The following is a 23,834-nucleotide window of genomic DNA, read 5'->3' on the forward strand; positions in this document are numbered from 1 at the left end:
GGACTAATTATGGCGATGACCGCACAATCTGTTAAAACTGACTCGATGAAGGACGTTTTTAACATTTCTAAATCTGACTTTCAGCACGTAATAGCTCTCGCAGGTAATCCAAATACCGGTAAGAGCACAGTATTTAACTATTTGACCGGATTAAAACAGCATACCGGCAACTGGCCGGGCAAGACCGTTGTTTCAGCTAGAGGTGAATTCACACATAATGACGCAGAATATGTGTTAGTTGACCTTCCCGGATCATATTCACTGTTTGCAGCGTCTAAAGACGAGGAAGTTTCAAGGGATTTTATATGTTATGGAGACTATGATGCCGTGGTTGTTGTTGCAGATGCAACATGCCTTGAGAGAAATTTGAATTTAGTTTTTCAAATTTCTGAAATAACAAACAAGTTAATACTATGTATTAACCTTATCGATGAAGCAAAAAAGAAAAATATTACAATTGATAAAGAAGGGCTCGAAAAAGAACTAAACATTCCAATAGTACTTACTTCTGCCAGAAGCGGAGTTGGAATGGACGAACTGAAAAATACTATTGAAAAAGTTTCCTATAACAGGCTGGAATACTCGCCTAATTTATTGAAATATGATGATAAAACCGAAGAAAAAATATCTGAATTAATACCCCATTTGAGAAAATTAAATATTTCAAACGAAAGATGGACTGCTCTCAGGCTTTTGGATAGCTCTCCTGATATTTTTTCATATAAAAAAGAAAATCATCTGAGCAAAGAAAGTGCTTTGTCAATAATTGAATCAACAGGAATAGAATCATGCAATACAAACATAAGAGAAAAAATTTCAGAAATGAATTATAATTATGCAAATAAATTAAAGATGCGCTATGTTAAAGAAGATACAAAAAAAATTAACCGCGATAAAAAAATAGACGACATAATAACCTCCAAAATATTTGGCATACCCATCATGCTTACTCTTTTGGGTTTGATATTCTGGATTACAATCCAAGGCGCAAACATTCCTTCGCAGTTTCTAAGCAATTTATTATTCGGGCTTAAGCCTCACCTATCAGAATTATTGGTAAATGCTGGCACTAACGAATACATAATAGGTGCTTTAGTTGACGGCGTTTACAGTACATTGGCCTGGGTTGTTTCAGTCATGCTGCCTCCAATGGCAATTTTTTTTCCTCTTTTTTCATTGTTTGAAGACTTAGGGTATCTTCCCAGGGTAGCCTTCAACCTTGATCATCTTTTTAAAAAAGCATGCGCTCACGGCAAGCAATGTTTAACTATGTGCATGGGCTTCGGGTGTAATGCTGCCGGAGTTATAGGCTGCAGAATAATTGATTCTCCAAGAGAAAGGCTTATTGCAGTGATTACAAACAATTTCGTTCCGTGTAACGGAAGATTCCCTACAATTATTGCAATTGCATCTGCATTTTTTGCAATCACATCAAGTTCACTCGTAAACGGGCTTGTTCCATCAATTTTCATAACTTTGATGGTTTTAATCGGTATATGTGTTACTCTCTTAGTGTCATACCTTCTTTCGAAAACTCTATTGAAAGGAATACCTTCAACCTTTACGTTAGAACTACCACCTTACAGAGTTCCCCAAATTGGAAGGCTGCTGTACACATCAATTATTGACAGAACTATATTTGTTTTGTCAAGAGCTATAATAGTAGCAGCTCCAGCAGGTTTAGTCACATGGATGTTAGCAAATATATATGTAGGAGATATAAGTATTCTTGCACATGTTGCAGAATTTTTAGACCCTGTCGGGAAAATTATAGGACTTGACGGTTTTATACTAATGGCATTTATAGTAGGGTTACCAGCTAACGAAATTGTTCTTCCTGTATTGCTTATGGCATATCTTTCCACAGGAACCCTCACAGAATTTGAGAGTATAGGACAGTTGAGGAACTTACTTTTGGATAATGGGTGGACCGTACTTACAGCACTTAATGTCATGCTGTTCAGCCTTCTTCACTGGCCGTGCTCCACAACTTTATGGACAATAAAAAAAGAGACCGGTAGCATTAAATGGACTGTTGCAGCCTTTATAATACCTACTGCAATAGCATTTGCGGTCTGCTTTGTAACTGCAAGTATTTACAAAATCATTTTTTGATATGCAAAATTGAATTAAATGCATCCAAAAAAGATTCCGACATTCATTTGGACTATATAGGGCTTATAGGCAAAGTAAGAGCGGTTGCATCAGCATAAAGATGCAACCGCTCAATTTCGTAATAAGTCAAATTTTATGTTGGAGTCTACGTTAAAGCACCAACAGAAGGTGTGATCATATTAAATTATTCATTCGATAGCAAAAGTATTTTTTTCACCGTACTGGCATTCCTAATTGTCACCTTACTATTTACTGGTGAACTGGCAATTTTATACCATCTCGTTTTTGACAAGGTTTCCCTTGGTGCAGACCAAAAAATAACATTTTTATAGTAATCAACCTGTTCATATTCTGGTTTAGCATCTCCAACTGAATTGTATACTTCTTCTATAGTGACAGGCGGAATAAGAAAAATAGCCTGATTAATTACTTTTTTATCATTATCCCACCATTGTGGTGCATGGTCTAAGGCTTCTACTAATTCTTTTTTAGATACAATTGCCACAGGAATATTTAACATAAATCTTTCTGTTATGATAGATTCGCACCGGTTGACCAGTTCTTTTTTATCACGTATATCGCTCGAAAAAAGAACATTTCCACTATTGATATAGGTTCTAACATCTAAAAATCCTATATCTTCAAATGCCACTTTCAATAAAGGCATGGATACTTTATTTTTACCGCTTACATTTATGCCACGCAAAAGAGCGACATACTTTTCCAATTCAGATCACCTCATATATAAATTCGCTCCTCGAGCGTAAAGGTTGATTACTTCATCTTCTTACTGTTTCTCCCAATAGCTTAGCATATCATAAAACGTATCAAATACCGGTACACCACATTCTAAAAGGGTACTTCTACTTTGATGCCCTTTGGCTACCAGGACGCAGTCTACATTCATGCCGCAGGCAACCTCATAATCATGTGTAGTATCTCCTATGAAAAGTGCCTTCCTCGGTTTTTCACCTTTCACCCATTCCTTTGCCATTTCAGACTTACTGTAGGCATGGATATTGTCTAACCCAAGTATTTCATCAAAATATTCGTGTATGTTCAGCTCCCTAACCTGTTTGGTCAGCATCTCTTTTTCCGAAGCTGATAAAATTATCTGTCGGCAGCCCTCGGATTTAAATTTGTCCAATGCCTCACGGATACCGTCGTGAAGCATTGATTCTCTCGAAAATTTCAGATATTCAGTAACCCATTCAATTGCAAGGTCATTGTAATCCTCTTTATCAAAATCGTGCCCAAGTTTTTTATAGTATTCAACAATGGGGAAACAAAAATATTTGTGATATTGCTCGATATTTTCTATCAAAGGCATATTCCTTCTGGAAAGCAGCACATTCTCGCTCTTTATTCCTGCCATAACATCATCAAGCAGCGTTCCGTTGAAATCCCAAATTATGTGTGTATATATCATAATGCCCTCTCTGAAATATTTGTGTTTTTTATAATTATTCTTTTATTGCTTTAGACATTCGGTTTCTTACCTTTTCTTCTCCCATTATCTGCTGCAGTTCCCATATGTCAGGCGAGTTGCTCTTTCCTACAAGAGCTATTCTTATGACAGTGCTTACATCGCCAACATGACCCTTGTACATTTCGGGATTTTTCTTATAATCCTTCGGTTTTGCAGCATATCCGTTTTCCTGCGCTATTGTCCTTATTTTTTCGAACCAGCTGCTTTGATCATCAGCATGGTCATATGTTTCCAAATATGCACTAAGAAGTTTTTTCGCTTCATCCTCACTAATATTTTCAGGATAGCTGTCAGTTATTCCAAAATATTCATCAAAGTAATACTGAATAAATTCAAATATCTGTCTACAATACATAAGGTCTTTTCTTGGCTTGTTGCCACTTCTTCCCACTGAAAGCAGCTTGATAACCGATTCTCTATTATTTTCAAGAGCTTCTGAAATTTCTGTCTTATGTTCTTTCGACCAGTTCAGCAGGAACTCATAAATTTCCTCTTCAGGTATTTTAAGCATTACATCCTTACTTATGTTGTTCAATTTATCCAAATCAAACAGCGCTCCGGAATTGCTCATTTTTTCAAGGGTAAATTCAAATTCTTCTGATGAAGTATCCGGATTCGCCATTCTCCATTCTTCATAATTAGAATTTAAAATTGTCAGCAGATATTCTCTTACTGCAGCCGGGTGGTAACCCAGTTCCATGTAAAATCCCAGTCCAAGCTCAGGATCTTTTCTCTTTGAGAGCTTTCTTTTCGCTCCGTTATCAATTTTCATCAAATGTGCTGTATGGCAATATGTCGGTGTTTTCCATCCCAAAGTATTAAAAATTTCGTAATGAATAGGAAGCGTTGAAAGCCACTCTTCACCTCTTACAACGTGAGTAATTCTCATTAGGTGATCATCCACAACATGCGCAAAATGATATGTAGGTATACCATTTGTTTTTAATATTACAATATCTTGATAATTTTCGTGTATCGTTAAACTTCCTCTAATAGCGTCAACTATATCAAAAGTTCCTTCTTCTGTACCCATGGACTTGAATCTTACAACAAACTCTTCATTATTGTCTAAGTGTTCCTGTACCTCTTCCAAAGTCAGGTTTCTGTCCTTTGCCCATTTACCGTAATAACCTGTGTTGACATTTTCATCCGTTTGTTGTGTTCTTACTTCTTCCAGTTCTTCCTCTGTGCAGAAGCATGGGTATGCTCTTCCCTGCTCAACCAAATGCTTTGCAATGCACTGATAGATTTTACCTCTATTGCTTTGATAGTATGGCCCATAGTTTCCTTCCTCACCATCCAGCAATGCACCTTCGTCAAAATTCAACCCAAAATATTTAAGGGATGAAATAATAATTTCAACAGATCCTTCAACTTTACGCTTTTCATCCGTATCTTCTATACGCAACATGAATGCTCCGCCACTTTGGTGGGCCAATCTTTCATCAACAAATGCTCCGTACAGATTTCCCAAATGAATGAAACCTGTAGGACTAGGAGCAAGCCTTGTTACCTTTGCACCTTCAGGTATGTTCCTCTTTGGAAAAACTTCATTTTCATAATATTCAACAGTTTCGTGTATGTCTGGAAATAAAATTTCAGCCAGCTTTTTATAATCCATTTTTTCCTCCGTTTATTGTGCTTATGTACTGAACAAAAAAGACGGTAAATATAACCGTCCCTCAAATCTAATGGTACTCATTGGGAATTCGAACCCCTTTCCACCTTGAGAGGGTGGCGTTCATTGAACTATGAGTAATTGCATTTAATGAAATAATTATATACTGCGCCATTTATTTTGTCCAGCTGTTTATCATTATAATTTTTTCAACAGCAGTAAAATCTGATAATCAATGCTTACAACAGCTTCCTCCAACATCTCCGTGTTTTACCATCAAGAATTTACTACAATCTGATTGTACAGTCTCAAACCCTATATTTTCAAACAATTTCATGCAGTCTTCTCCTACCTCCGCATATGTTTTATCCGCTCCCATATTTACGGCTCTTCTGACAAGCATCCTCACAATTAAATCACCGTAATGCATCCCTCTGTATTTTTTTACAACACACACATTGTCTATATGATACCTGCCTTCTTTAAACAGCAACCTTCCTGTGCCCGCAGGAACACCATCATCATATATGACTGTATTAAAAGCAAATTCATCATACATATCATGTACCAGATAATTAATTAACTTTAATTCTCCGGCAAATATCTCTTGCCTTAAGCTTACAGCATCTTTTATATTGTTTTTTCCTTGAAACCATCTTGTTGAGATCATAGTGCCACTCCCTACTTGTTTTTTATATTATATCATTTCAATATAAAGTCAATCAATACATACAATAAAAAAAGCTTTGTTTAATAACATATAACAAAGCTTCCTTTCATCCCTGAGAACCTATTTTATACAGTCTTCAATTATATTTAATGTACCACATAAAAAAGAGCATCTATATATTGATATTTTTTATATTGCTATATAATTAAATTATAATTGTAAAATTATCATATTTTGATATAATATATATATTAAATGCAAAGAGGTGGCATAATGACATTAGGTAAAAAGTTGAGACAAATCCGTAAAGATAAGGAAATGACCAAACAAGAACTGAGTGTTGCACTTAATGTGCCGAGAGAAAGAATTAAATTATATGAGAATGGTGAAGAACAGCCATCAGAATTCTATTTGGCAAGCTTTGCTCAATATTTTAACATTTCTAAGGATGATTTGATTTAATATATTCAGCTAAATAAATCTGAGCTCAAGGTTGTCTGAGAGCAAGGAAAAGCATAAGTACATACTAGTTATGGCTTTTATTCCTTGTGTCTGCAAGGAATTTTTTATTTTAAGGAGGTCTTATGGATAAAAGAATAGGTGTAGTAGGAATTGTGATCGAGGATTTAACGCATATCTTTGAGGTAAATGAAATCTTACATCAATTTGCTTTCATTATTGTAGGAAGGATGGGCATCCCGTATAAAGAAAAAGGTGTAAATGTAATATCACTGATTGTGGACGGCACCACCGACGAAATTGGTGCTTTAACAGGAAGACTGGGAAAGATTAAGAACATAAGCGTAAAAAGCGCATTGTCAAAAAAATAATATTAAAATTTATTTGGAGGAAAATATGAAAAAGGTAAGTTTATTGTTATCAATTGTCTTAATTATTGCCGTAATGGCAGGATGTACAAATAATACACAGCCTCAGACTTCCGAACCTGCTGAATCTCAAGGAGCTGAAGAAAACCAACCGGACAGCCAGCAAAATTCCGAACCTGTAAATATAATGATAGCAGGTCTGAAGGGGCCCACATCAATAGGAATGATAAAACTGATTGATGAGAAAGCTTTAAACAGCGAAAAATATAATGTAGAATATATAGCCGAAAGCGCACCGGACGCACTTTCAGCAAAAATCATAAAAGGTGACATACAAATCTCGTCTCTTCCTATAAATCTCGCATCTGTCCTATATAATAAAACGGGAGGCAAGGTGCAAATTATGGCAGTAAACACAGTGGGAAATTTATACATTGTAGGCTCAGAAGAGATTTCTTCAATTGAGGAACTTTCAGGAAAAACTCTTGGCATGAGTGCCAAAGGTTCTACTCCTGATTTTGCCATGAACTATATTCTTAAGCAAAATGAACTTAATGGAAAAGTTGAGCTAGATTATTCAACAGATCATGCAACTCTGGCACAATCTGTCATAGCTGAAGACACAAAAGTCGCGCTTCTTCCGCAACCGTTTGTAACTCAGGTTTCAATGAAGAATAACAATGTTAAAATCCTGCTTGATTTAAACGAAGAATGGAAGAAGGCATCTTCAAATTCCAGTGAATTGTACACTGGCTGCATTGTAGTTAATAAAGAATTTGCAGAAAGCAATATGGATTTTGTTGAAGAATTTTTAAGCCAATACAAAGAATCTGTCAACTGGGTTAATGAAAATCCAAAGGATGCCTCTGTGCTAGTTGAAAAAAATGAAATAATGCCAAGCGCAGCTCTGGTTGAAAAAGCAATCCCCAATTGCGGAATAACCTTTATCCCGGCAAAAGATATAAAATCAAGTCTGGATGGTTTCTACAAAATTTTGTTTGATTCTAATCCTGCTTCCGTAGGAGGAACTTTACCTGATGAAGCATTTTATTTTGAACAGTAGTAAGCAAAAAATATTTATAGTATTATTTTGGGTTTCTATGTGGGAGATATTATCCTTGGTTATAGGGCAGGAAATTTACCTGCCTTCTCCTTATTCAGCTTTTAATGCCTTACTAAATCTTTTGAAATGTAAAAACACCTACATAACAATATTTTATAGTACGTACCGTACTCTTGCAGGATTTGCTCTTTCTTGTACAGCAGGTATACTGCTTGGTTATTTATGCGGAACAAACAATTTAATACATGATTTATTTAATCCCTTTATATCAACAATACGTACAATTCCAGTCATGTCGATAATAATAATAGCAATCATGTGGTTCAGTGATACCAATGTCCCTATATTTGTGGCATTCTTAATGTGTTTCCCGATTATATGGACGAACACGGTGGCCGGAATAAAATCAGCTGACTCAAACCTCCTGGATATGTGCAGATTATATAAAGTCAGGAAATCTCGTGTTATTTTTTCAGTTTATCTTTTTTCTGCTCTTCCATATATTAGGGCAGCTATGATTTCGGCTCTGGGAATAGGCTGGAAAGTAACATCGGCAGCTGAAGTGCTCAGCCTTCCGAAGTACTCTATCGGAAGCTTCCTTTACGACTCCAAGGTTTATCTTGAAATGCCTGATTTATTTGCATGGACAATTATTATAATAATATTGAGCATTACTTTTGAAGCAATACTAAAAAAATTATTTAAATTGAGGAATTATGATCAGTCTTAAAAATGTTTATAAAAAATATGGAGATGTTGAAATTCTTAAGGATTTCAGCTTATCCTTCGAAGAAAATAAAATAACTTGCCTTTTTGGCCCATCAGGTGTAGGCAAAACAACAATAGCAAACATTGCTGCATGCCTTACGGATATTGACGGCGGTATGGTAACTGGAATTAAAAACACAGTATATTCCTACGTTTTTCAAGACCACAGGCTTCTTCCCTGGTACAGTGTATACGACAACATAGACTTTGTTCTCAAAGATATTTATCCTGATGAAAAAAGGAAAGATATTATACATAGCTACATTGACATAGTAGGCCTAAAGGGATATGAAAAACAAAAGCCCAGTGAATTAAGTGGTGGAATGTGCCAGAGGGTATCGCTAGCCAGAGCTTTTGCATACCCATCTGATTTTTTAATTTTGGATGAACCTTTTAAAGGACTTGATTTAAAAATAAAAAATGATATTATTCACATTTTTAAAAATTTATGGAACGAAAACAAACGAACAGTTCTGTTTATAACCCATGATATTAATGAAACAGTTGATTTATCTGATTATATTTATGTTCTTAGTGACAGACCCGTTAAAATTATTAAAAAAATAATTCTTGATGAAAAATCAAATCATAAAAATATTTTTTATTTACTTGAAAATTTAGCAAGATTATAATATTATATACAAACATAAAAAAATTGTTATGAGTTAAACTAATGAATGTGACATAGTCACTGAACTGTTATCAGATAAATTATAAAGTTAAGTAAATAAAACATGGATGTGGAGGAAATTATGAATTTTAAATTAACAGATAAAGCCAGAGAAAAAATGACTGAGCTGAAAAATAATAAACAACCAATCAAATTAAAAATTACAGGCTATTCCTGATGTGGTGCCGAGATAGGCATTGTTTCGGAGAAACAATCAGATAAAGACCAAATTTATAATGTTGACGGAATAGATTTAATTGTATCAGATGAACTTGATGGTGCAATAAAAGGCGCAGAAATTAGTTACGCAAGTGGGATATTTAAAAAAGGATTTGAAGTCATTCCAAAATTTAGCTAAGGAGCGGCCATGAATATTAGTATTACAGATAAGGCAAAAGAAAAGCTATCTTTAATGCAAGAAAAAAATTTTCCTATAAAACTTGTAAGTTATCCTGTAGGATGAAGCGGTATCACATATAAAATTGTTTCGGCGAAACAATCGAAAAGTGATAATGTGTACAATGTGGACGGAATAGACATTATAGTTCCTAATGATTTAGGGAGAAAAATTAAAGGCGCAAAAATTAATTACGGTGGATTCTTGTTCAAGAATTTTATTATAACACCGCAGTATTAAAACAAGGTGAGACATGTATAAATTATGGGCTAAAATAATAAGTAAAAATCGTTTGGTTGATTCAATTGTAGTTAAAAATAAAGAAGATGTAGCTATGTCAGAAAAAAAGGATAAATGCCTAAAAGAAATATGTCAGAAGCTTGATTTAAGTGTGCCCATATGGCTTAAAAAACACGACTTAGAATTTTCCAAATTTAAGTATGTAACATTCTATCCTCAAGATTTCATTGATGAGGTTAATTTTGATAAGCTTGAAATTGAATTAATAGATGATGATAAAAAGTCTGCCATATAAAATTGGGCAGACTTTTAATTTAATTAATAATAGTTGTTGTAAATAACAACCAGAAGCAAGAAAAACCAAAGCAAAGCATTTAAATCTATGTTACAATTGCTTTGGCATACAATTGCTACTAACAATAAAAAGAACCACAACAAATTTGTATTTGATGTACAATCTAGAACTTCGTCTTTTATGCACGGCGGCGCCTGTCTTCTTCCGCCTATTCTGTCACAATCACACTGAGATTTTACTTCATTTGTTTCAATATCTTCAGGTACGAAATTTTCCATGATAACCTCCTTAATGAAATAACATTTTAAGCTATTATATTCACAAAAAAAATATGTGTTAATTGAATACACTCCTTTTAATTTTTGATTTTGTGCATAATATAGAAATTTATTGAAACACTAGAAATATATTAATTTAAGGAGGATTCTGACCTATGGATAAATTTGCATTGGTATTAGTAATTATAGGAGCTTTAAACTGGGGTCTTATAGCGTTGTTTCAGTTCGACCTTGTAGCTGCTATATTTGGAGGCCAAACTGCAATATTCAGCCGATTGGTGTATGGACTTGTAGGTTTGGCAGGCTTATACTGTATAACCTTATTATTCAATGAACGCGAAAGAATAGATTAATTACCAATTTTACCAATTCAAAAGACAATCCGATCGGATTGTCTTTTTACTTTGTTCATTTTTTGTTATCCTGCTATTTTCCTGCTATTGCAAGCTTTTTTATTTTAAGGGATGGGGAGCCTATGTACGCTTCTCCCGGCAAACCAAACTTCAAATCTGCTCCAACCTCTTCAATGTTTTTAATCATCTCAAAAAAGTTGCCTGCAACTGTTATCTGTTCAACAGGTCCAGTAATTTTGCCGTTCTTTATCTCATACCCCAAGGCCGCTAGAGAAAAATCTCCTGATATTGAATTCAAACCGGAATGCAATCCCTGAAGTTCAGTAATCATAATTCCGGATGCCATTGATGAAATCAGTTCATCCAGTGTTTTATCTCCCTTTTCAATATAAAAGTTTGAAGGCGATATTCCTATTGAAGACTTATATGATCCCTTGCTTGCATTTCCCGTTGTGTCAATTTTATCTTTTTTCGAAGTTTTTAAATTATGCAAGTAGGTTTTTAAAGTTCCTTTATCAATTATTTTTTTATACTTACACGCCACACCTTCACCGTCAAAAGACCTTGAAGCAAGACCACCTTCCATAAAAGGATCATCAATCAATGTAAATTTTTCGCTTCCTATTTGCTGGTTTAGTTTTCCTTTTAAAAGAGAAAGATCTTTCTGAATGTTTTCTGCCGAAAATATTCCTGTGAATGCTTCCAGTAAGTCAGCAGCTGCACTGTTTCTAATAATAATTGGATAATCATTTGATTTTACTGTTTTAGCTCCTAAAAGCGATACGGCTTCCTTCACTGCCTCACCTGATATTTCCTTTGCATTGAACTTGGAAAAATCATTTCCGGTTCGGTATGCCATGCCTGTTTTTATGTCATTGCCATCTTTTGCAACTACAACAACGTATGTATAAGCAATATTACTTTTATCATGCAGATACAACCCTTTAGTATTAGACATGACCGTTTCCCCATATCCATCTCCATAGACGCATGTTTCAACAGAAGTAATTCTCTTATCCATGCTGAAGGCTTCTTCTTCAAGATTTTTAACAAAGCTTATCTTATCAACTTCAGATACTTTCGCCAGACTTTGATTATATGTATTTACATTTTTATATTCCTTTGATCCCTCATAAATGAACTCTTCATCGTCAGAATCAATTACAGTAGCATTTTCAATAACGTTCTTGATTAATAAATCAATTGAGGATTCGTCTACCTTTTCTGTGTAGGAATATCCCATTTTTCCTTTATATATCCCCCTCAAAGATAATCCTTCACTTTCTGAAAGGCTGTAACCGTCAAGATCTTTTTGAAACACTTTAAGTGAAAGACTGTTTCCCGCGGAATAATAAACTTCCATATCTCCTAGTCCATTTTGCCTGCCTTTTTGAAATATTTTTTCTATCAATGGTTTAATATCCACTATTTTTCACCTTCCCTTCCACCTACTGTTATTTCAGAGACTCTTATCATAGGCTGCCCTACATTTGCAGGAATACTTCCACTTACCGAGCCACACATTCCTTGGCTTTGCATAAGATTATTTCCTACCATATCAATTTTAGTTAGTATATCAGTTCCCTTCCCTATGAGTGTTGCACCTCTTACTGGATCTTTTATTTTACCGTTTTCAATAATATAGCCTTCCATTACTGCAAAATTAAATTCTCCTGTACTTGGATTTACAGAGCCTCCACCCATGTGCTTCGCATAAATTCCTCTCTCAGTATTAGAAATAATTTCTTCTGGAGTAGACTTCCCGTTATCTATAAAAGTGTTGGACATCCTAGAAGTAGGAGCGTACCTGTAGCCCTGTCTTCTTGATGATCCTGTAATATCCATGTTCATTCTTCTTGCGTTTAGCCTGTCAACCATATAGCTTTTAAGTATCCCATTTTCTATAAGAACATTTCTCTGAGATTTTGTTCCTTCATCATCTATATTGTATGAGCCCCATTCTCCGGGAATTGAACCATCATCTATTGCCGTTACTAAAGGAGACGCTATCTGCTGCCCTTTTTTTCCGGAAAAAACCGAAAGCCCCTTAGCTACAGAGGTCGCTTCCAGTCCATGACCGCATGCCTCATGAAATATAACTCCTCCAAATCCGTTATCAATTATTACCGGCATTTTTCCGCTCGGACTGTACTTTGCATTGACCATTGTTACGGCAATTCTTGAAGCTTCTTTAGCATAATGGTCAACATCTAAATTTTCAAAAAATTCATAACCCTTGCTTGCTCCAGGTCCAAAAAATCCTGACTGCATTTCTCCATCTTTTGACGCAACAGAAGATATTCCCAAGCGTGATCGAACTCTAGTGTCCTCTCTCCACAACCCTTCTGTGTTTGCAACCATGATATTTTGTGTATAGTCTGTATAGTTTACTGTTACCTGGGTTACAAGATCGCTGTAGTTAAAAGCTGTATCATATGCCCTTCTCATAATATCAACTTTTTTTGTTTTTCCAATTGTTTCAGGATTTATTATTATATTATTGATATTATTAACTTTTGACTTTTCAAGATTCATTGTTACTACATTTTGAGTTCCTTCAATAGCGGCAGCCGCCTTTTTTGCAGTTTCTATCAGTGAGTCGTGATCTGATTTGTTTGTATATGCATAAACGCTGTTGAAGCCTTTGAAAATTCTTATACCTACTCCATAGTCTCTTCCTGACATGGTACTTTCAACCTTGCCTCCGATCATTAAAATGCCATTGTTGGTTCTGTCTTCAACAAAGACTTCCGCAAAATCTCCGCCTGTTGAAAGTGCAGCATTTAATGTGTCTTCGATAACCTGCCTGTTTAACACATAATCACTCCTATTCTCAAATAATTTATTAATATTTTACCATATTTTCCTTAAAGTATTAATAATTTTTATTTTTAAATGAAAATGAAAATTATACAAACGCTTTTTTAATAAATAAGAATAAAACTCAGCCACCTTTGAGAGAATATCCGCAACAGATACACTAAAAAATGGGCTATTGCATTAAGGGTTAAAAATCTCAATGCAACAGTCCATTTTTATATCAAACCTAATATTACTCTTAAGCGTTTATATGGCAATTTTATACCAACTTAATTCTATGGTAAACTTTCTTTCCTTTTTTAATAATCAGCTTTCCTTCTTCAAAATCCTTTTCGGTAACTGCTGAGCTGACACCATCTACAACCTTGTCATTTACAGAAACTCCCGACTGTTCAATTAATCTTCTTCCTTCGCTCTTGCTCTTAATTAATCCAGCCTTAACCATAAGATCTATAACGGCTATGCCGCTTCCTAATTCAGCTCTTGTCAGTTCTGTTGTAGGCATGTCTTCAGAATCTTTTCCTGCCCCGAATAGTGCTCTTGCAGCTTCCTGTGCCTTAATGGCATCTTCCTCAGAATGTATTAGCTTTGTAATTTCATAAGCAAGTATTTCCTTAGCTTTGTTTATTTCTGAGCCTTCTAAGCGTCCCAGTCTTCTTACCTCATCCATAGGCAGGAATGTTAATAATGCCAGACATTTTTCCACATCTGCATCATCAATATTTCTCCAGTACTGGTAGAAATCATATGGTGATGTTTTGTCCCTGTCAAGCCACAACGCTCCTTTTTCTGTCTTGCCCATTTTCTTTCCTTCACTGTTTGTTAAGAGAGCAAATGTCATTCCATAAACCTGCTCATTAGCTTTTTTTCTTGTAAGCTCTATTCCTCCAATGATATTTGACCATTGGTCATTTCCGCCAAGCTGCATTTTACAGTTATATTTCTGATTCAGCGCATAAAAATCATAGCTCTGCATCAACATGTATCCGAATTCAAAAAATGTAAGTCCCTGCTCCATTCTATTTTTATAACACTCTGCAGCCAGCATTCTATTTACAGAAAAATGAACGCCAACTTCCCTCATGAAATCTAGAAAATTAAGCGGTAGCAGCCATTCAGCATTATTGTCCATTATTGCCCTATCATCCGAAAAATCTAAGAATTTTTGAAATACCTTTTTAAAATTCTCAGCGTTATTTGCAATTATTTCCTGCGTCATTATAGAACGCATGCCCGTTCTATCGCTAGGATCACCTATCATTGTAGTTCCTCCGCCGAGGAGTGCAATAGGTCTGTGCCCATACTGCTGCATTATTGACATAACCATTACTTGTATAAAATGGCCGATGTGAAGACTGTCCGCCGTTGGATCAAATCCTATATAAAATGTAACGGACTCCTTCCCCAGCAGCTCACGAATTTCTTCCTCATGCGTGCATTGCTCGATATATCCTCTCTCTTTCAATACATCAAATACATTTCCCTGCTTCATAACAATACCTCCGTTATAGTAGTTTTCAATTGATTTTTTGCAGTTAATAAAAAAAGAGCTATCTATCCAAAAAGGACGAGATAACCCGCGGTACCACCTTAATTCGCAATAATATTGCCTCTCTCCGATTTATCGGTCGGACAACCGCATGGTCTCCCATGGCAACTCCGGAAGTGTATTTCACATTTTGTACTGAGAATCTTGCACCGTCCGATCCCCTCTCTTTTTTTGTAACCAAAATGTTACTTATCTTCTTTCACAGTTATGATAATATGTAATAAAGGAATAATAATATAAAATTATTGTATTGTCAAGGAATTATTTTCGTTTTGGCATTTATTATCCCAGTGTTAATATTATGGAATTTATATAAATAATGCTAAACTAATTAATACTTTCTTAAGTGTTTTTGTATAAATACAAGTTATCTGTAATATTTTTGTAATTATCTTTTTCAACTTGAATATGTTGTAATATTTTTGTCACATTTTACAATTAGAGTAATTATTGTGCGTTTTTTTTTTGTTTTTCCGGTGATATACTCTTTTCATGAAGGAAAGCTCATTAAAGTTCTAAAGTTTCCAAAGAAGCTAGGGCTAACCGCTTCCCAAAAATTTAAAGAATGAACAGGAGTGAATTTATGAACAAAAAAGTATTAGCATTAACATTGACAGCAGCTTTGGCTCTTTCGCCAATAACTGCCTTTGCAGCAGAAAGCAATTGTACAAGCACAGCTAAGTATAATTTTAGTAATTTGAAAAATTATTCATGCGAATTTTCAAACTCAAATGTAAAAAATAAATTTACAATTAACGGAAAAACTGTAGATTTAAATTCAATCGACTGCAGCAATTTATTTAGCAAAAAAACTGTTAAATATAATGTCCCTACTACTGAAACTGAAACACCTGCCGATACTCAGGCAGAAGTAGAAGTTCCGGTTGATAATTCTACCGAATCCGAAGCTACTAAAACAATTGAAAATCAAACGCCTGCTGAAGCGCCGGCTGAAACAACTACTACAGTTGAAGATAATACTGCTGCCGAAACAGAAAGCACAGTTACATCTGTTTCAGCATACGAGCAAAAAGTAGTGGAGCTTGTAAACATAGAAAGAGAAAAGGAAGGTCTTCCTGCACTTACATTAGACACTGCAATCTCCAATGTTGCAAGAATTAAGTCTCAAGACATGGCGGATAATAACTATTTTGCACACCAGTCACCCACTTACGGAAGTGCTGGTAGCATGCTTACAAAATTCGGTATAAGTTGGTCAGCTTGGGGTGAAAATATAGCATCCGGGCAAAAAACACCTGAAGCCGTTGTAACTGCATGGATGAACTCAGCAGGACACAGAGCTAATATTCTTTCATCAAACTTCTCAAAAATAGGAGTTGGCTACGTAACAAATTCTAACGGAACATCTTACTGGACACAAATGTTCACTAACTAAAATAATCACATCAGGACGTTTCCTCTTATATCCTATCTGGATATCAGGAAACGTCCTGATTTTATTTTTTGAAATATATTATTTTATATCAACACATTTTTATCACATTCCAACTCTAATATTAATGATACAACATAGTTTTTATAGAAAGGAATAATTTATGAAAAGTAAAAAAGCAAGATTGACAGTAGTTATACTAATCATTATTGCGGCTGTCGCTGTAACTGTATTTGTAACTGCCAAGCAAAAAGCTGCATCAACCTCTGCGGATGAATCATCAACAACAGAAGTTGAGTACACTGTTGCAAGTGGAGACATATCAATGTCTGTTTCAGAAAGCGGAACGGTTACTCCAACTGACAAAAGATCTATTAAATCTGAAATTGATGGAACAGTAGATACTATCTACGTTACTGAAGGAGATGTGGTTGAGCCAGACCAGGTTCTCATTTCGTTAAAATCCGACACTGACGACGACACAAGCACAGAAATCAACAGTATTCAATTAAGTATTGAAAAACTTCAAAGAGAATTGAATGATTTATACGAAAACCAAGGAGATTTAAATATTTACGCTCCTATTTCCGGTATTATATCAAATTTGGATATTGAAGCCGGTGATAATATAAACAGCAATTCTTCTATAGCCACAGTTAAGGATACAGACAATTCTTATATCAATTTATACTTTTCTAAGGAACAGTTTGAAAAAATATCCATTGGAGATGCTGCCTCTGTATTTATGACAAAATATTTCTCAACACATGAAGGAACTGTAACAGAAAAGGACAGCACACCTGTACAGATGGGAGGCGGAACGTTTGGATATCTTGTAACAATACGGATGTCCAACCCCGGAGGCTTCAGTGTAGGAGACACGGCTCGGGTTTCCGTAAGTAACAATCAGGGTACATATCAAGCAATGCAAAACGGTGAAATAGACGAAGTAAAAGAAGAAGCAATTATTTCAAAGGTTAGCGGAGAAATAAAATCCGTTGAAACAGAAAACGGAAAATATGTGAATAAAGGCGATTTAATAGCAGTTATTGAAGGGACAGACTTGGAATTTGAAATATCAGAAAAACAAAATTCAATAAAAAAATATAAATCGCAAATTGAAGATATGCTAGAAGGAGACACTATATATTCTCCCATGACCGGCACTATCCTTAATATAAGTGTTTCAGAAGATGAGGTAGTTGACAGATCAACAGCATTGATGACTATTGCTGATATGGAAGACATGAAAGTTGTAATAGCAGTTGATGAACTCGATATCAACAAAATAGCAGTAGGACAGAAAGCAAATATATCTAGCGATACATATCCTGACGAGGAATTCACAGGAACCGTAACTAAAATATCATTGGAAGGAACAACATCCAACGGAGTTACCACATATGACGTAACTGTTAAGCTTGATGACAGAAAAAGCCTTATGTCAGGAATGAACGTAGATGTTAAGATAATCTCTGAAATAAGCGAAGATACTTTGATTATCCCTGTTGAAGCAATCCACAAGCAGAAAAACAACTACATGGTAACGATAAAGGATTCATCCGGAAATACCAGCGATGTTGTTGTAGAAATGGGCCTTGCTACCGATGACCAAGTTGAAATCCTAAGCGGACTCAATGAGGGCGATACAATAGTTTACACGGTTGTTAAATCCAACAATGCAACAACAAATACAATGAACATGGGCATGCCCGGAATGGGAGGAGTCCAAGGAGGTCCAGCAGGAGGCCCCGGCGGTCAAGGCGGAGGTCCGAGGCAATGATAAATCTAATAGACATAACCAAGACTTATGATATGGGTTCTGTGCAGGTGCAGGTGCTCAAAGGAATAACTCTTCATGTAAAGGAAGGCGAATTTCTCTCAATAATAGGCCCTTCCGGCTCAGGAAAATCAACCCTCATGAATATGATCGGATGCCTGGATGTTCCAACAACTGGAGAATATTATTTGGACGGAAAAGAAATAAGTACATATAACGAAAAGCAGCTTTCAAAAATAAGAAATCAAAAAATAGGCTTTATATTTCAGAAATTTAACCTGCTTCCAAAGCTGACAGCATTTGAGAATGTTGAATTGCCCCTTATTTACAGAGGTATGAATGCGAAGGAAAGAAAACAACGAAGCCTTGACGCTTTAGAAAAGGTAGGGTTAAGTGACAGAATGGAACATAAACCTACGGAGTTATCCGGAGGACAACAGCAGCGTGTAGCTATAGCACGTGCATTGGCAGGCGATCCTCCTGTTCTGTTGGCAGATGAGCCCACAGGCAATCTTGACTCCAAATCCGGAGGCGAAGTTATGAACCTAATACGAAACCTGAGCAAAGATGGCAAAACTATTGTATTAATAACACACGACAGCGAGGTTGCAAAAGAAGCAAAGCGCACTATAACAATCAAAGACGGACTGCTCCTTAACAATCCGGCATCCCAGACAGACTAAGGAAAGGAGACCGAGATGAACATTAAAAGCGTAACAAAAATGGCCTTTCAGTCTATTTTATCAAACAAAATGAGAACATTCCTGACAATGCTGGGCATAATAATAGGAGTATTTTCCGTTGTAGTCCTTATTTCCATAGGGCAAGGGGCAACTTCAGGTGTTGCAGACAGCATTTCCAGCATGGGTTCAAATATTATAAACGTTAGTATAAGAGGGAGAAGATCAGCTCTTAAATATAATGATACCTACGACATAGAGGTTCTTGAAGGAGTGAAAAGCGCTACTCCCGTTTACTCTTCAAGCTCAACTGTAAAATATGATATTGAAACAACCGATGTAAGCATAATGGGCGGAAATGAAAACTATTTGAGTATAAATAATTATGAAGTTGAATCCGGAAGACCGATTACTCCCGTTGATGTAAAATACAGAAATAAAATTGCCATTATTGGATCTACTACGGCTGAAGATCTGTTCGACAAAGATGATCCTTTGGAAAAGGAAATTTCAATTGGCGGTGAAAAATATACAGTAGTGGGAGTTCTTAAATCAAAAAGCTCTTCTTCATCAGGAGACAGCAACGATATAATAATAGTTCCCGTAACCTCACTAATGAGACAAAACAATACTAGTGAGGTAAGCAGCATAACCGTACAGGCGAATTCTGCGGAAGATTCTTCCATTGCAAAGGAAAATATTGAAAACTATCTTCTCGAGTACTTTGGAGAAGAAGACTACTACAATGTATTCAGTCAGGATGAAATGCTGGAAGTTCTTAGCGAAACAACAGCAATGCTTACTGCAATGCTTGGCGGAATAGCAGGCATTTCTCTGCTGGTAGGAGGAATAGGAATAATGAACATAATGCTTGTCACTGTGACTGAAAGAACAAAGGAAATAGGCGTACGCAAGGCAATAGGTGCAGGCAGGGCCAACATTCTAATACAGTTTCTAATCGAATCATCTGTAATGAGCGGTCTGGGGGGCATCATCGGTGCACTTTCAGGGATTATAGCATCATATGCAATATCCAATGTTATGGATATTACATATTCAGTCAACATCCCTGTAATTGTAATAGCATTTGTCTTTTCACTTGCAGTCGGTGTATTTTTTGGACTATATCCTGCAAACAAAGCCTCAAAATTAAAACCTGTAGACGCATTGCGATACGAGTGATAAAAAAATAGAACTATGCAATAAGAAGATGATTTCTGCATTGAACAGGAATCGTCTTTTTTATTATTTGATTGTTCATAACCGCACATAATGACCAATATAAACGAATACGCATATTAGACTTCTGAGCAGAATATGAAAATCGATTTTTTGTTACAAATACATTTGCCTAATACTTTGAATTAATATATAATACATATGTCAAAATTAAATATTAAAGAATCAATATAATGTGGATAATACGGTTCCAGAGTTTCTACCAAGCGACCTTAAATTGTTTGACTATTGAATAAGTTTATTTTTTCTGATTTAATGACGCGAATAAGCCTATTCGCTTTTTTTGATTTATAATATTACTTCTCAATTTGGAAATAGTAAACTCAGTTAATATTTAAGATAAAATGAATTTATTTTGGAGGAATAATGGACAACTTTTTTAAACTAAAAGAAAACGGCACAAATGTGTCAACAGAAATAATGGCCGGATTCACCACTTTTTTTGCAATGTCATACATCATATTTGTTAACCCGGCAATTTTATCGGCAACAGGAATGCCGTCGCAGGCGGTATTTTTAGCTACAATCATAGCTGCTGCAATTGGTACTCTAGTAATGGGTCTGTTTGCAAATGTTCCTTATGCACAAGCCCCCGGTATGGGACTTAACGCATTTTTTACATACACTGTTGTATTTGCTCTGGGTTTCACATGGGAACAGGCATTGGCACTTGTGTTTGTGTGCGGTTTGTTGAATATATTTATTACAATTACAAAAATCAGAAAAAGCATAATAAAAGCTATTCCTGAAAATTTGCAAAATGCTATCAGCGGCGGAATCGGCATATTTATAGCATACATAGGAATTAAGGGAGCAAATATTGTAGAGTTTACTTCCGAAGGTGCAAACATCATTTCAATAAACAATCAGGCGTTTGCTGCAAACGGAACGTATAATAATATTTTTTCTGTTGTTACAAATGGTGGAATTGTTCCGTCTTTAGTTGATTTCACAAATCCTGCAACACAACTGGCACTCATAGGTCTTGTACTGCTGGTTGTCCTCCTTGTTCTTAAAATAAAGGGAGCAGTCCTTATAAGTATTATAGCTACAACCTTAATTGGAATACCTTTTAAGGTTGTCGATCTATCACAAATAACTCTAACTTCAGGAGGTCTGGCATCCTCTTTTGCGGAACTTAAGGTAACATTCGGAGCAGCATTCGGTCCTAATGGAATTCAGTCACTTTTCGCAGACCCCTCACGAGTACCTCTTGTTTTAATGACAATATTTGCATTTAGTTTGTCAGATACATTTGATACAATAGGCACATTCATAGGAACAGGTAGAAGAAGCGGAATTTTCAGTGAAGAAGATCAACATGCCTTGGAAACAAGCACAGGTTTTAAGTCTAAAATGGATAAGGCTTTATTCGCTGATGCAATAGCAACATCTATAGGTGCAGTATTTGGAACTTCAAACACAACAACATACGTTGAAAGTGCCGCAGGTATAGGCGCCGGAGGTCGAACAGGACTAACCAGTGTTGTAACAGCTTTGTTATTTATAGCCTGTATATTAATAGCACCGATTGCTGGAATAGTACCATCTGCAGCCACATCTCCTGTACTTATAATCGTAGGCGTAATGATGATGTCATCATTTACAAAAATTGATTGGGAGAATCTGGACGAAGCAATACCTGCATTCTTTGCATCCGTATTTATGGGATTCGGCTACAGCATTTCCTACGGAATCGCCGCAGGCTTCATTTTCTACTGTATAGTAAAGATATGCAAAGGTCAATTCAAAGACATACATCCTATTTTGTTTATTTCAACGCTGCTGTTCCTATTAAACTTTGTAGTGCTTGCAATTATTTAGCACCCCATCATTATAAGAAACATTCTTAAGCGATAGAACGCAAGTAAATATTTATAAAAAAATCGACATAGATCTAAACTGTGTCGATTTTTTGCATTTACACCTCATGCAATATATAAAAACCATACTTGTACTTGTTTTGAAACACAAAATAATTTACTTGCAATTTACATTTCAAAGTTCAACAATTTTTTTATCCTGCAACCCTGCATTTGTTGAATAAAATTATGCAAAAGTTGCATATGAAATTGTTTTCCTAAAATTTTTTTATATTTTTCTGCATTTTATTGTTTACAAATTGCATTTTAGATGGTATAATAAATTATCAAATAAAAAATGGAGGTATTATTATGAGCGTAGCAGTGAAAGATATTAGAGATGTTGTTGCAAAAATGACTTTTAGAAAATGCGGAACTATAACTTGCATATACAATGTAGACAGCAAGTGCATACAGAATGAATGTGAATTGCACGAAAGAGGATTAAGAAAAGAAGAAGACTAATGAAATAAGGTGTTATTATGAGCGAAAAAAATTATACTCAATAAAAAGCGGAAGCATCCAGTTGATTCTTCCGCTTTTTATTTATATAAAATTCTTAGATTATACTTCTAAACACTTGTTAAGTAGATGATGAGAACATCTTTCACCAATAGACATACCCCATAGACATAAAAATTATTTTTCAACGGCTTTACAATATTATTTTATCTATAGTTATATCTTTTAAATTTTTGCAGCCTGTCATAACCATTATATCTCTCAGCTCAGCACCGATTTTCTCGGTATACAGTTCAACGCCTTCCGATCCTCCTCCGAATGCTGCTATTACATACGGTCTTCCAATCAATACAGCATCTGCTCCTAAAGCAATCGCTTTAAACACGTCTGCTCCGGAGCGTATTCCTCCGTCAACAAATATTTTAAGCTTATTACCGACTGATTTTCTGATTTCAGGAAGCATCGAACATGTTGCCGGAGCATGCTCTAAAACTCTGCCGCCGTGTGATGAAACCACGATACCGTATGCTCCCGTCTCTAATGCTTTCTTCGCTCCTTCTGCAGTCATTACACCTTTTATAATAAACGGAACTTTTGTGGAAGCAGTTATTTCCGAAAGTTCCTCCACACTTTTGGATGATACAGGCTTGCCTGCCAATGCCAGATTAATCAGTCCGGCAGAATCAATATCCATTGCAAATGCCATAGCATCGGTCTTTTCAAGAAGCCTTACTTTTTCCATAACCTTATGGTTCTTCCAAGGTTTCACCGTTGGTACTGCAACACCTCCTGCTTTTTTAATTATTGGAAGGCTGTCAAGAAAAAAACTGTCATTGGGACCATCACCGGTAAATGCAGCGATTCCAGCATTTAATGCACCGAATACCACTGCCTCGTCATACTCTTCTTCAGTAATAGCACCGTTGTAATTCAAGCTCATTCCTCCGATAGGAGCGATAAAAACCGGGTATTTAAATGCTTTTCCAAACATAGAAAGAGAAGTATCCTGCCCTTTATTTTCATAAATTGTATCCATTTTAATTTTAACTGATGACAGAAATTCTACACAAATTTTAAATGCAGCGGCACTTCCCTTCCCGCCGGTTCCCGGGATTTCCCCTTTGCACACAACACCGTTGCATTCCTTACATACTCTGCACTGCGGTGCCATTCTTGCTCTTGCTCTTTCCAATAATTCCTGATATGTCATACCATTCTCCTTTCAAAAACGGCTCTATAATTTAAAATATAGAACCGTCTTCAATA

Annotated in this window: 23 protein-coding genes, 1 riboswitch and 1 other annotated feature; of the genes, 14 read left to right on the forward strand and 9 right to left on the reverse strand. The window is 35.7% G+C overall.

Going from position 1 to position 23,834, the window contains the following annotated elements; genetic code table 11:
- Positions 1-9: 9 nt before the first annotated feature.
- Positions 10-2,115: a ferrous iron transport protein B gene (gene feoB / locus ACS3UD_RS11350; protein ID WP_308139511.1), complete on the forward strand. Its 2,106-nt coding sequence runs from the start codon at positions 10-12 to the stop codon at positions 2,113-2,115.
- Between the two features lie 184 nt (positions 2,116-2,299).
- Here feoB and ACS3UD_RS11355 read toward each other — a convergent pair whose 3' ends face one another.
- From ACS3UD_RS11355 to ACS3UD_RS11370, 4 genes are all read right to left on the reverse strand, one after another.
- Positions 2,300-2,842: a DUF1697 domain-containing protein gene (locus tag ACS3UD_RS11355; RefSeq protein WP_308139510.1), complete on the reverse strand. Its 543-nt coding sequence runs from the start codon at positions 2,840-2,842 to the stop codon at positions 2,300-2,302.
- A gap of 60 nt (positions 2,843-2,902) precedes the next feature.
- Positions 2,903-3,544, reverse strand: coding sequence for an HAD family hydrolase (locus tag ACS3UD_RS11360; protein WP_308139509.1), 642 nt, complete (start codon positions 3,542-3,544; stop codon positions 2,903-2,905).
- 34 nt (positions 3,545-3,578) lie between these two features.
- On the reverse strand, positions 3,579-5,225 hold the full coding sequence (gene gltX / locus ACS3UD_RS11365) for a glutamate--tRNA ligase (protein WP_308139508.1): 1,647 nt from the start codon (positions 5,223-5,225) through the stop codon (positions 3,579-3,581).
- Positions 5,226-5,454: 229 nt separating this feature from the next.
- On the reverse strand, positions 5,455-5,892 hold the full coding sequence (locus ACS3UD_RS11370) for a GNAT family N-acetyltransferase (protein ID WP_308139507.1): 438 nt from the start codon (positions 5,890-5,892) through the stop codon (positions 5,455-5,457).
- 273 nt (positions 5,893-6,165) lie between these two features.
- Here ACS3UD_RS11370 and ACS3UD_RS11375 point away from each other — a divergent pair, with 273 nt between their 5' ends.
- The 6 genes from ACS3UD_RS11375 (at position 6,166) to ACS3UD_RS11400 (ending at position 10,152) form a co-directional block, all read left to right on the forward strand.
- Entirely contained in the window at positions 6,166-6,354 is a 189-nt protein-coding gene (locus ACS3UD_RS11375) for a helix-turn-helix domain-containing protein (RefSeq protein WP_308139506.1), read from the forward strand.
- Positions 6,355-6,476: 122 nt separating this feature from the next.
- On the forward strand, positions 6,477-6,722 hold the full coding sequence (locus tag ACS3UD_RS11380) for a TM1266 family iron-only hydrogenase system putative regulator (RefSeq protein WP_308139505.1): 246 nt from the start codon (positions 6,477-6,479) through the stop codon (positions 6,720-6,722).
- Between the two features lie 25 nt (positions 6,723-6,747).
- Positions 6,748-7,782 (forward strand): ABC transporter substrate-binding protein, encoded by a 1,035-nt coding sequence (locus ACS3UD_RS11385; protein ID WP_308139504.1) that lies wholly within the window; start codon positions 6,748-6,750, stop codon positions 7,780-7,782.
- Positions 7,757-8,512, forward strand: coding sequence for an ABC transporter permease (locus tag ACS3UD_RS11390; RefSeq protein WP_308139503.1), 756 nt, complete (start codon positions 7,757-7,759; stop codon positions 8,510-8,512). The genes ACS3UD_RS11385 and ACS3UD_RS11390 overlap by 26 nt, the downstream gene beginning before the upstream one ends.
- The gene (locus tag ACS3UD_RS11395; protein WP_308139502.1) at positions 8,499-9,182 is read left to right on the forward strand and encodes an ABC transporter ATP-binding protein; all 684 of its coding nucleotides are present in this window, start codon (positions 8,499-8,501) and stop codon (positions 9,180-9,182) included. The genes ACS3UD_RS11390 and ACS3UD_RS11395 overlap by 14 nt, the downstream gene beginning before the upstream one ends.
- A gap of 688 nt (positions 9,183-9,870) precedes the next feature.
- Positions 9,871-10,152: a hypothetical protein gene (locus ACS3UD_RS11400; RefSeq protein WP_308139501.1), complete on the forward strand. Its 282-nt coding sequence runs from the start codon at positions 9,871-9,873 to the stop codon at positions 10,150-10,152.
- 23 nt (positions 10,153-10,175) lie between these two features.
- On the opposite strand, the gene ACS3UD_RS11405 is transcribed toward ACS3UD_RS11400, so the two are convergent.
- The gene (locus ACS3UD_RS11405) at positions 10,176-10,430 is read right to left on the reverse strand and encodes a hypothetical protein (protein WP_308139500.1); all 255 of its coding nucleotides are present in this window, start codon (positions 10,428-10,430) and stop codon (positions 10,176-10,178) included.
- Between the two features lie 155 nt (positions 10,431-10,585).
- On the opposite strand from ACS3UD_RS11405, the gene ACS3UD_RS11410 reads away from it, so the two are divergent.
- Positions 10,586-10,783 carry a DUF378 domain-containing protein gene (locus ACS3UD_RS11410; protein ID WP_213925732.1) on the forward strand — a complete coding sequence of 66 codons (198 nt, stop codon included), beginning with the start codon at positions 10,586-10,588 and terminating at the stop codon, positions 10,781-10,783.
- Between the two features lie 73 nt (positions 10,784-10,856).
- Here the strand turns inward: ACS3UD_RS11410 and ACS3UD_RS11415 are convergent, their stop codons facing one another.
- The 3 genes from ACS3UD_RS11415 to tyrS form a co-directional block, all read right to left on the reverse strand.
- Entirely contained in the window at positions 10,857-12,209 is a 1,353-nt protein-coding gene (locus ACS3UD_RS11415; protein WP_308139499.1) for a TldD/PmbA family protein, read from the reverse strand.
- The gene (locus ACS3UD_RS11420; RefSeq protein WP_308139498.1) at positions 12,209-13,600 is read right to left on the reverse strand and encodes a TldD/PmbA family protein; all 1,392 of its coding nucleotides are present in this window, start codon (positions 13,598-13,600) and stop codon (positions 12,209-12,211) included. Before ACS3UD_RS11420 ends, ACS3UD_RS11415 begins: the two co-directional genes overlap by 1 nt.
- Before the next feature lie 262 nt (positions 13,601-13,862).
- The gene (gene tyrS, locus ACS3UD_RS11425) at positions 13,863-15,095 is read right to left on the reverse strand and encodes a tyrosine--tRNA ligase (protein ID WP_308139497.1); all 1,233 of its coding nucleotides are present in this window, start codon (positions 15,093-15,095) and stop codon (positions 13,863-13,865) included.
- Between the two features lie 68 nt (positions 15,096-15,163).
- Positions 15,164-15,364: a binding site (T-box leader), on the reverse strand.
- A gap of 371 nt (positions 15,365-15,735) precedes the next feature.
- Between tyrS and ACS3UD_RS11430 the strand changes: the two genes are divergently transcribed.
- From ACS3UD_RS11430 to ACS3UD_RS11455, 6 genes are all read left to right on the forward strand, one after another.
- Positions 15,736-16,548: a CAP domain-containing protein gene (locus ACS3UD_RS11430; protein ID WP_308139496.1), complete on the forward strand. Its 813-nt coding sequence runs from the start codon at positions 15,736-15,738 to the stop codon at positions 16,546-16,548.
- Between the two features lie 160 nt (positions 16,549-16,708).
- Positions 16,709-18,328 (forward strand): efflux RND transporter periplasmic adaptor subunit, encoded by a 1,620-nt coding sequence (locus tag ACS3UD_RS11435; protein WP_308139495.1) that lies wholly within the window; start codon positions 16,709-16,711, stop codon positions 18,326-18,328.
- Positions 18,325-19,008: an ABC transporter ATP-binding protein gene (locus ACS3UD_RS11440; protein ID WP_308139494.1), complete on the forward strand. Its 684-nt coding sequence runs from the start codon at positions 18,325-18,327 to the stop codon at positions 19,006-19,008. Before ACS3UD_RS11435 ends, ACS3UD_RS11440 begins: the two co-directional genes overlap by 4 nt.
- A 15-nt stretch (positions 19,009-19,023) precedes the next feature.
- On the forward strand, positions 19,024-20,187 hold the full coding sequence (locus ACS3UD_RS11445; protein WP_308139493.1) for an ABC transporter permease: 1,164 nt from the start codon (positions 19,024-19,026) through the stop codon (positions 20,185-20,187).
- A 203-nt stretch (positions 20,188-20,390) separates the two neighbouring features.
- A riboswitch (purine riboswitch) is annotated at positions 20,391-20,492 on the forward strand.
- Positions 20,493-20,610: 118 nt separating this feature from the next.
- Positions 20,611-22,068, forward strand: coding sequence for an NCS2 family permease (locus ACS3UD_RS11450; protein WP_308139492.1), 1,458 nt, complete (start codon positions 20,611-20,613; stop codon positions 22,066-22,068).
- A gap of 350 nt (positions 22,069-22,418) precedes the next feature.
- Positions 22,419-22,571 carry a hypothetical protein gene (locus ACS3UD_RS11455; protein ID WP_213925723.1) on the forward strand — a complete coding sequence of 51 codons (153 nt, stop codon included), beginning with the start codon at positions 22,419-22,421 and terminating at the stop codon, positions 22,569-22,571.
- A gap of 190 nt (positions 22,572-22,761) precedes the next feature.
- On the opposite strand, the gene ACS3UD_RS11460 is transcribed toward ACS3UD_RS11455, so the two are convergent.
- Positions 22,762-23,778: an alpha-hydroxy-acid oxidizing protein gene (locus ACS3UD_RS11460; protein ID WP_308139491.1), complete on the reverse strand. Its 1,017-nt coding sequence runs from the start codon at positions 23,776-23,778 to the stop codon at positions 22,762-22,764.
- Between the last annotated feature and the right edge of the window lie 56 nt (positions 23,779-23,834).

Origin of the sequence: Sedimentibacter sp. LTW-03 (genome assembly GCF_052059825.1) — a bacterium.
Classification (GTDB): domain Bacteria; phylum Bacillota; class Clostridia; order Tissierellales; family Sedimentibacteraceae; genus Sedimentibacter.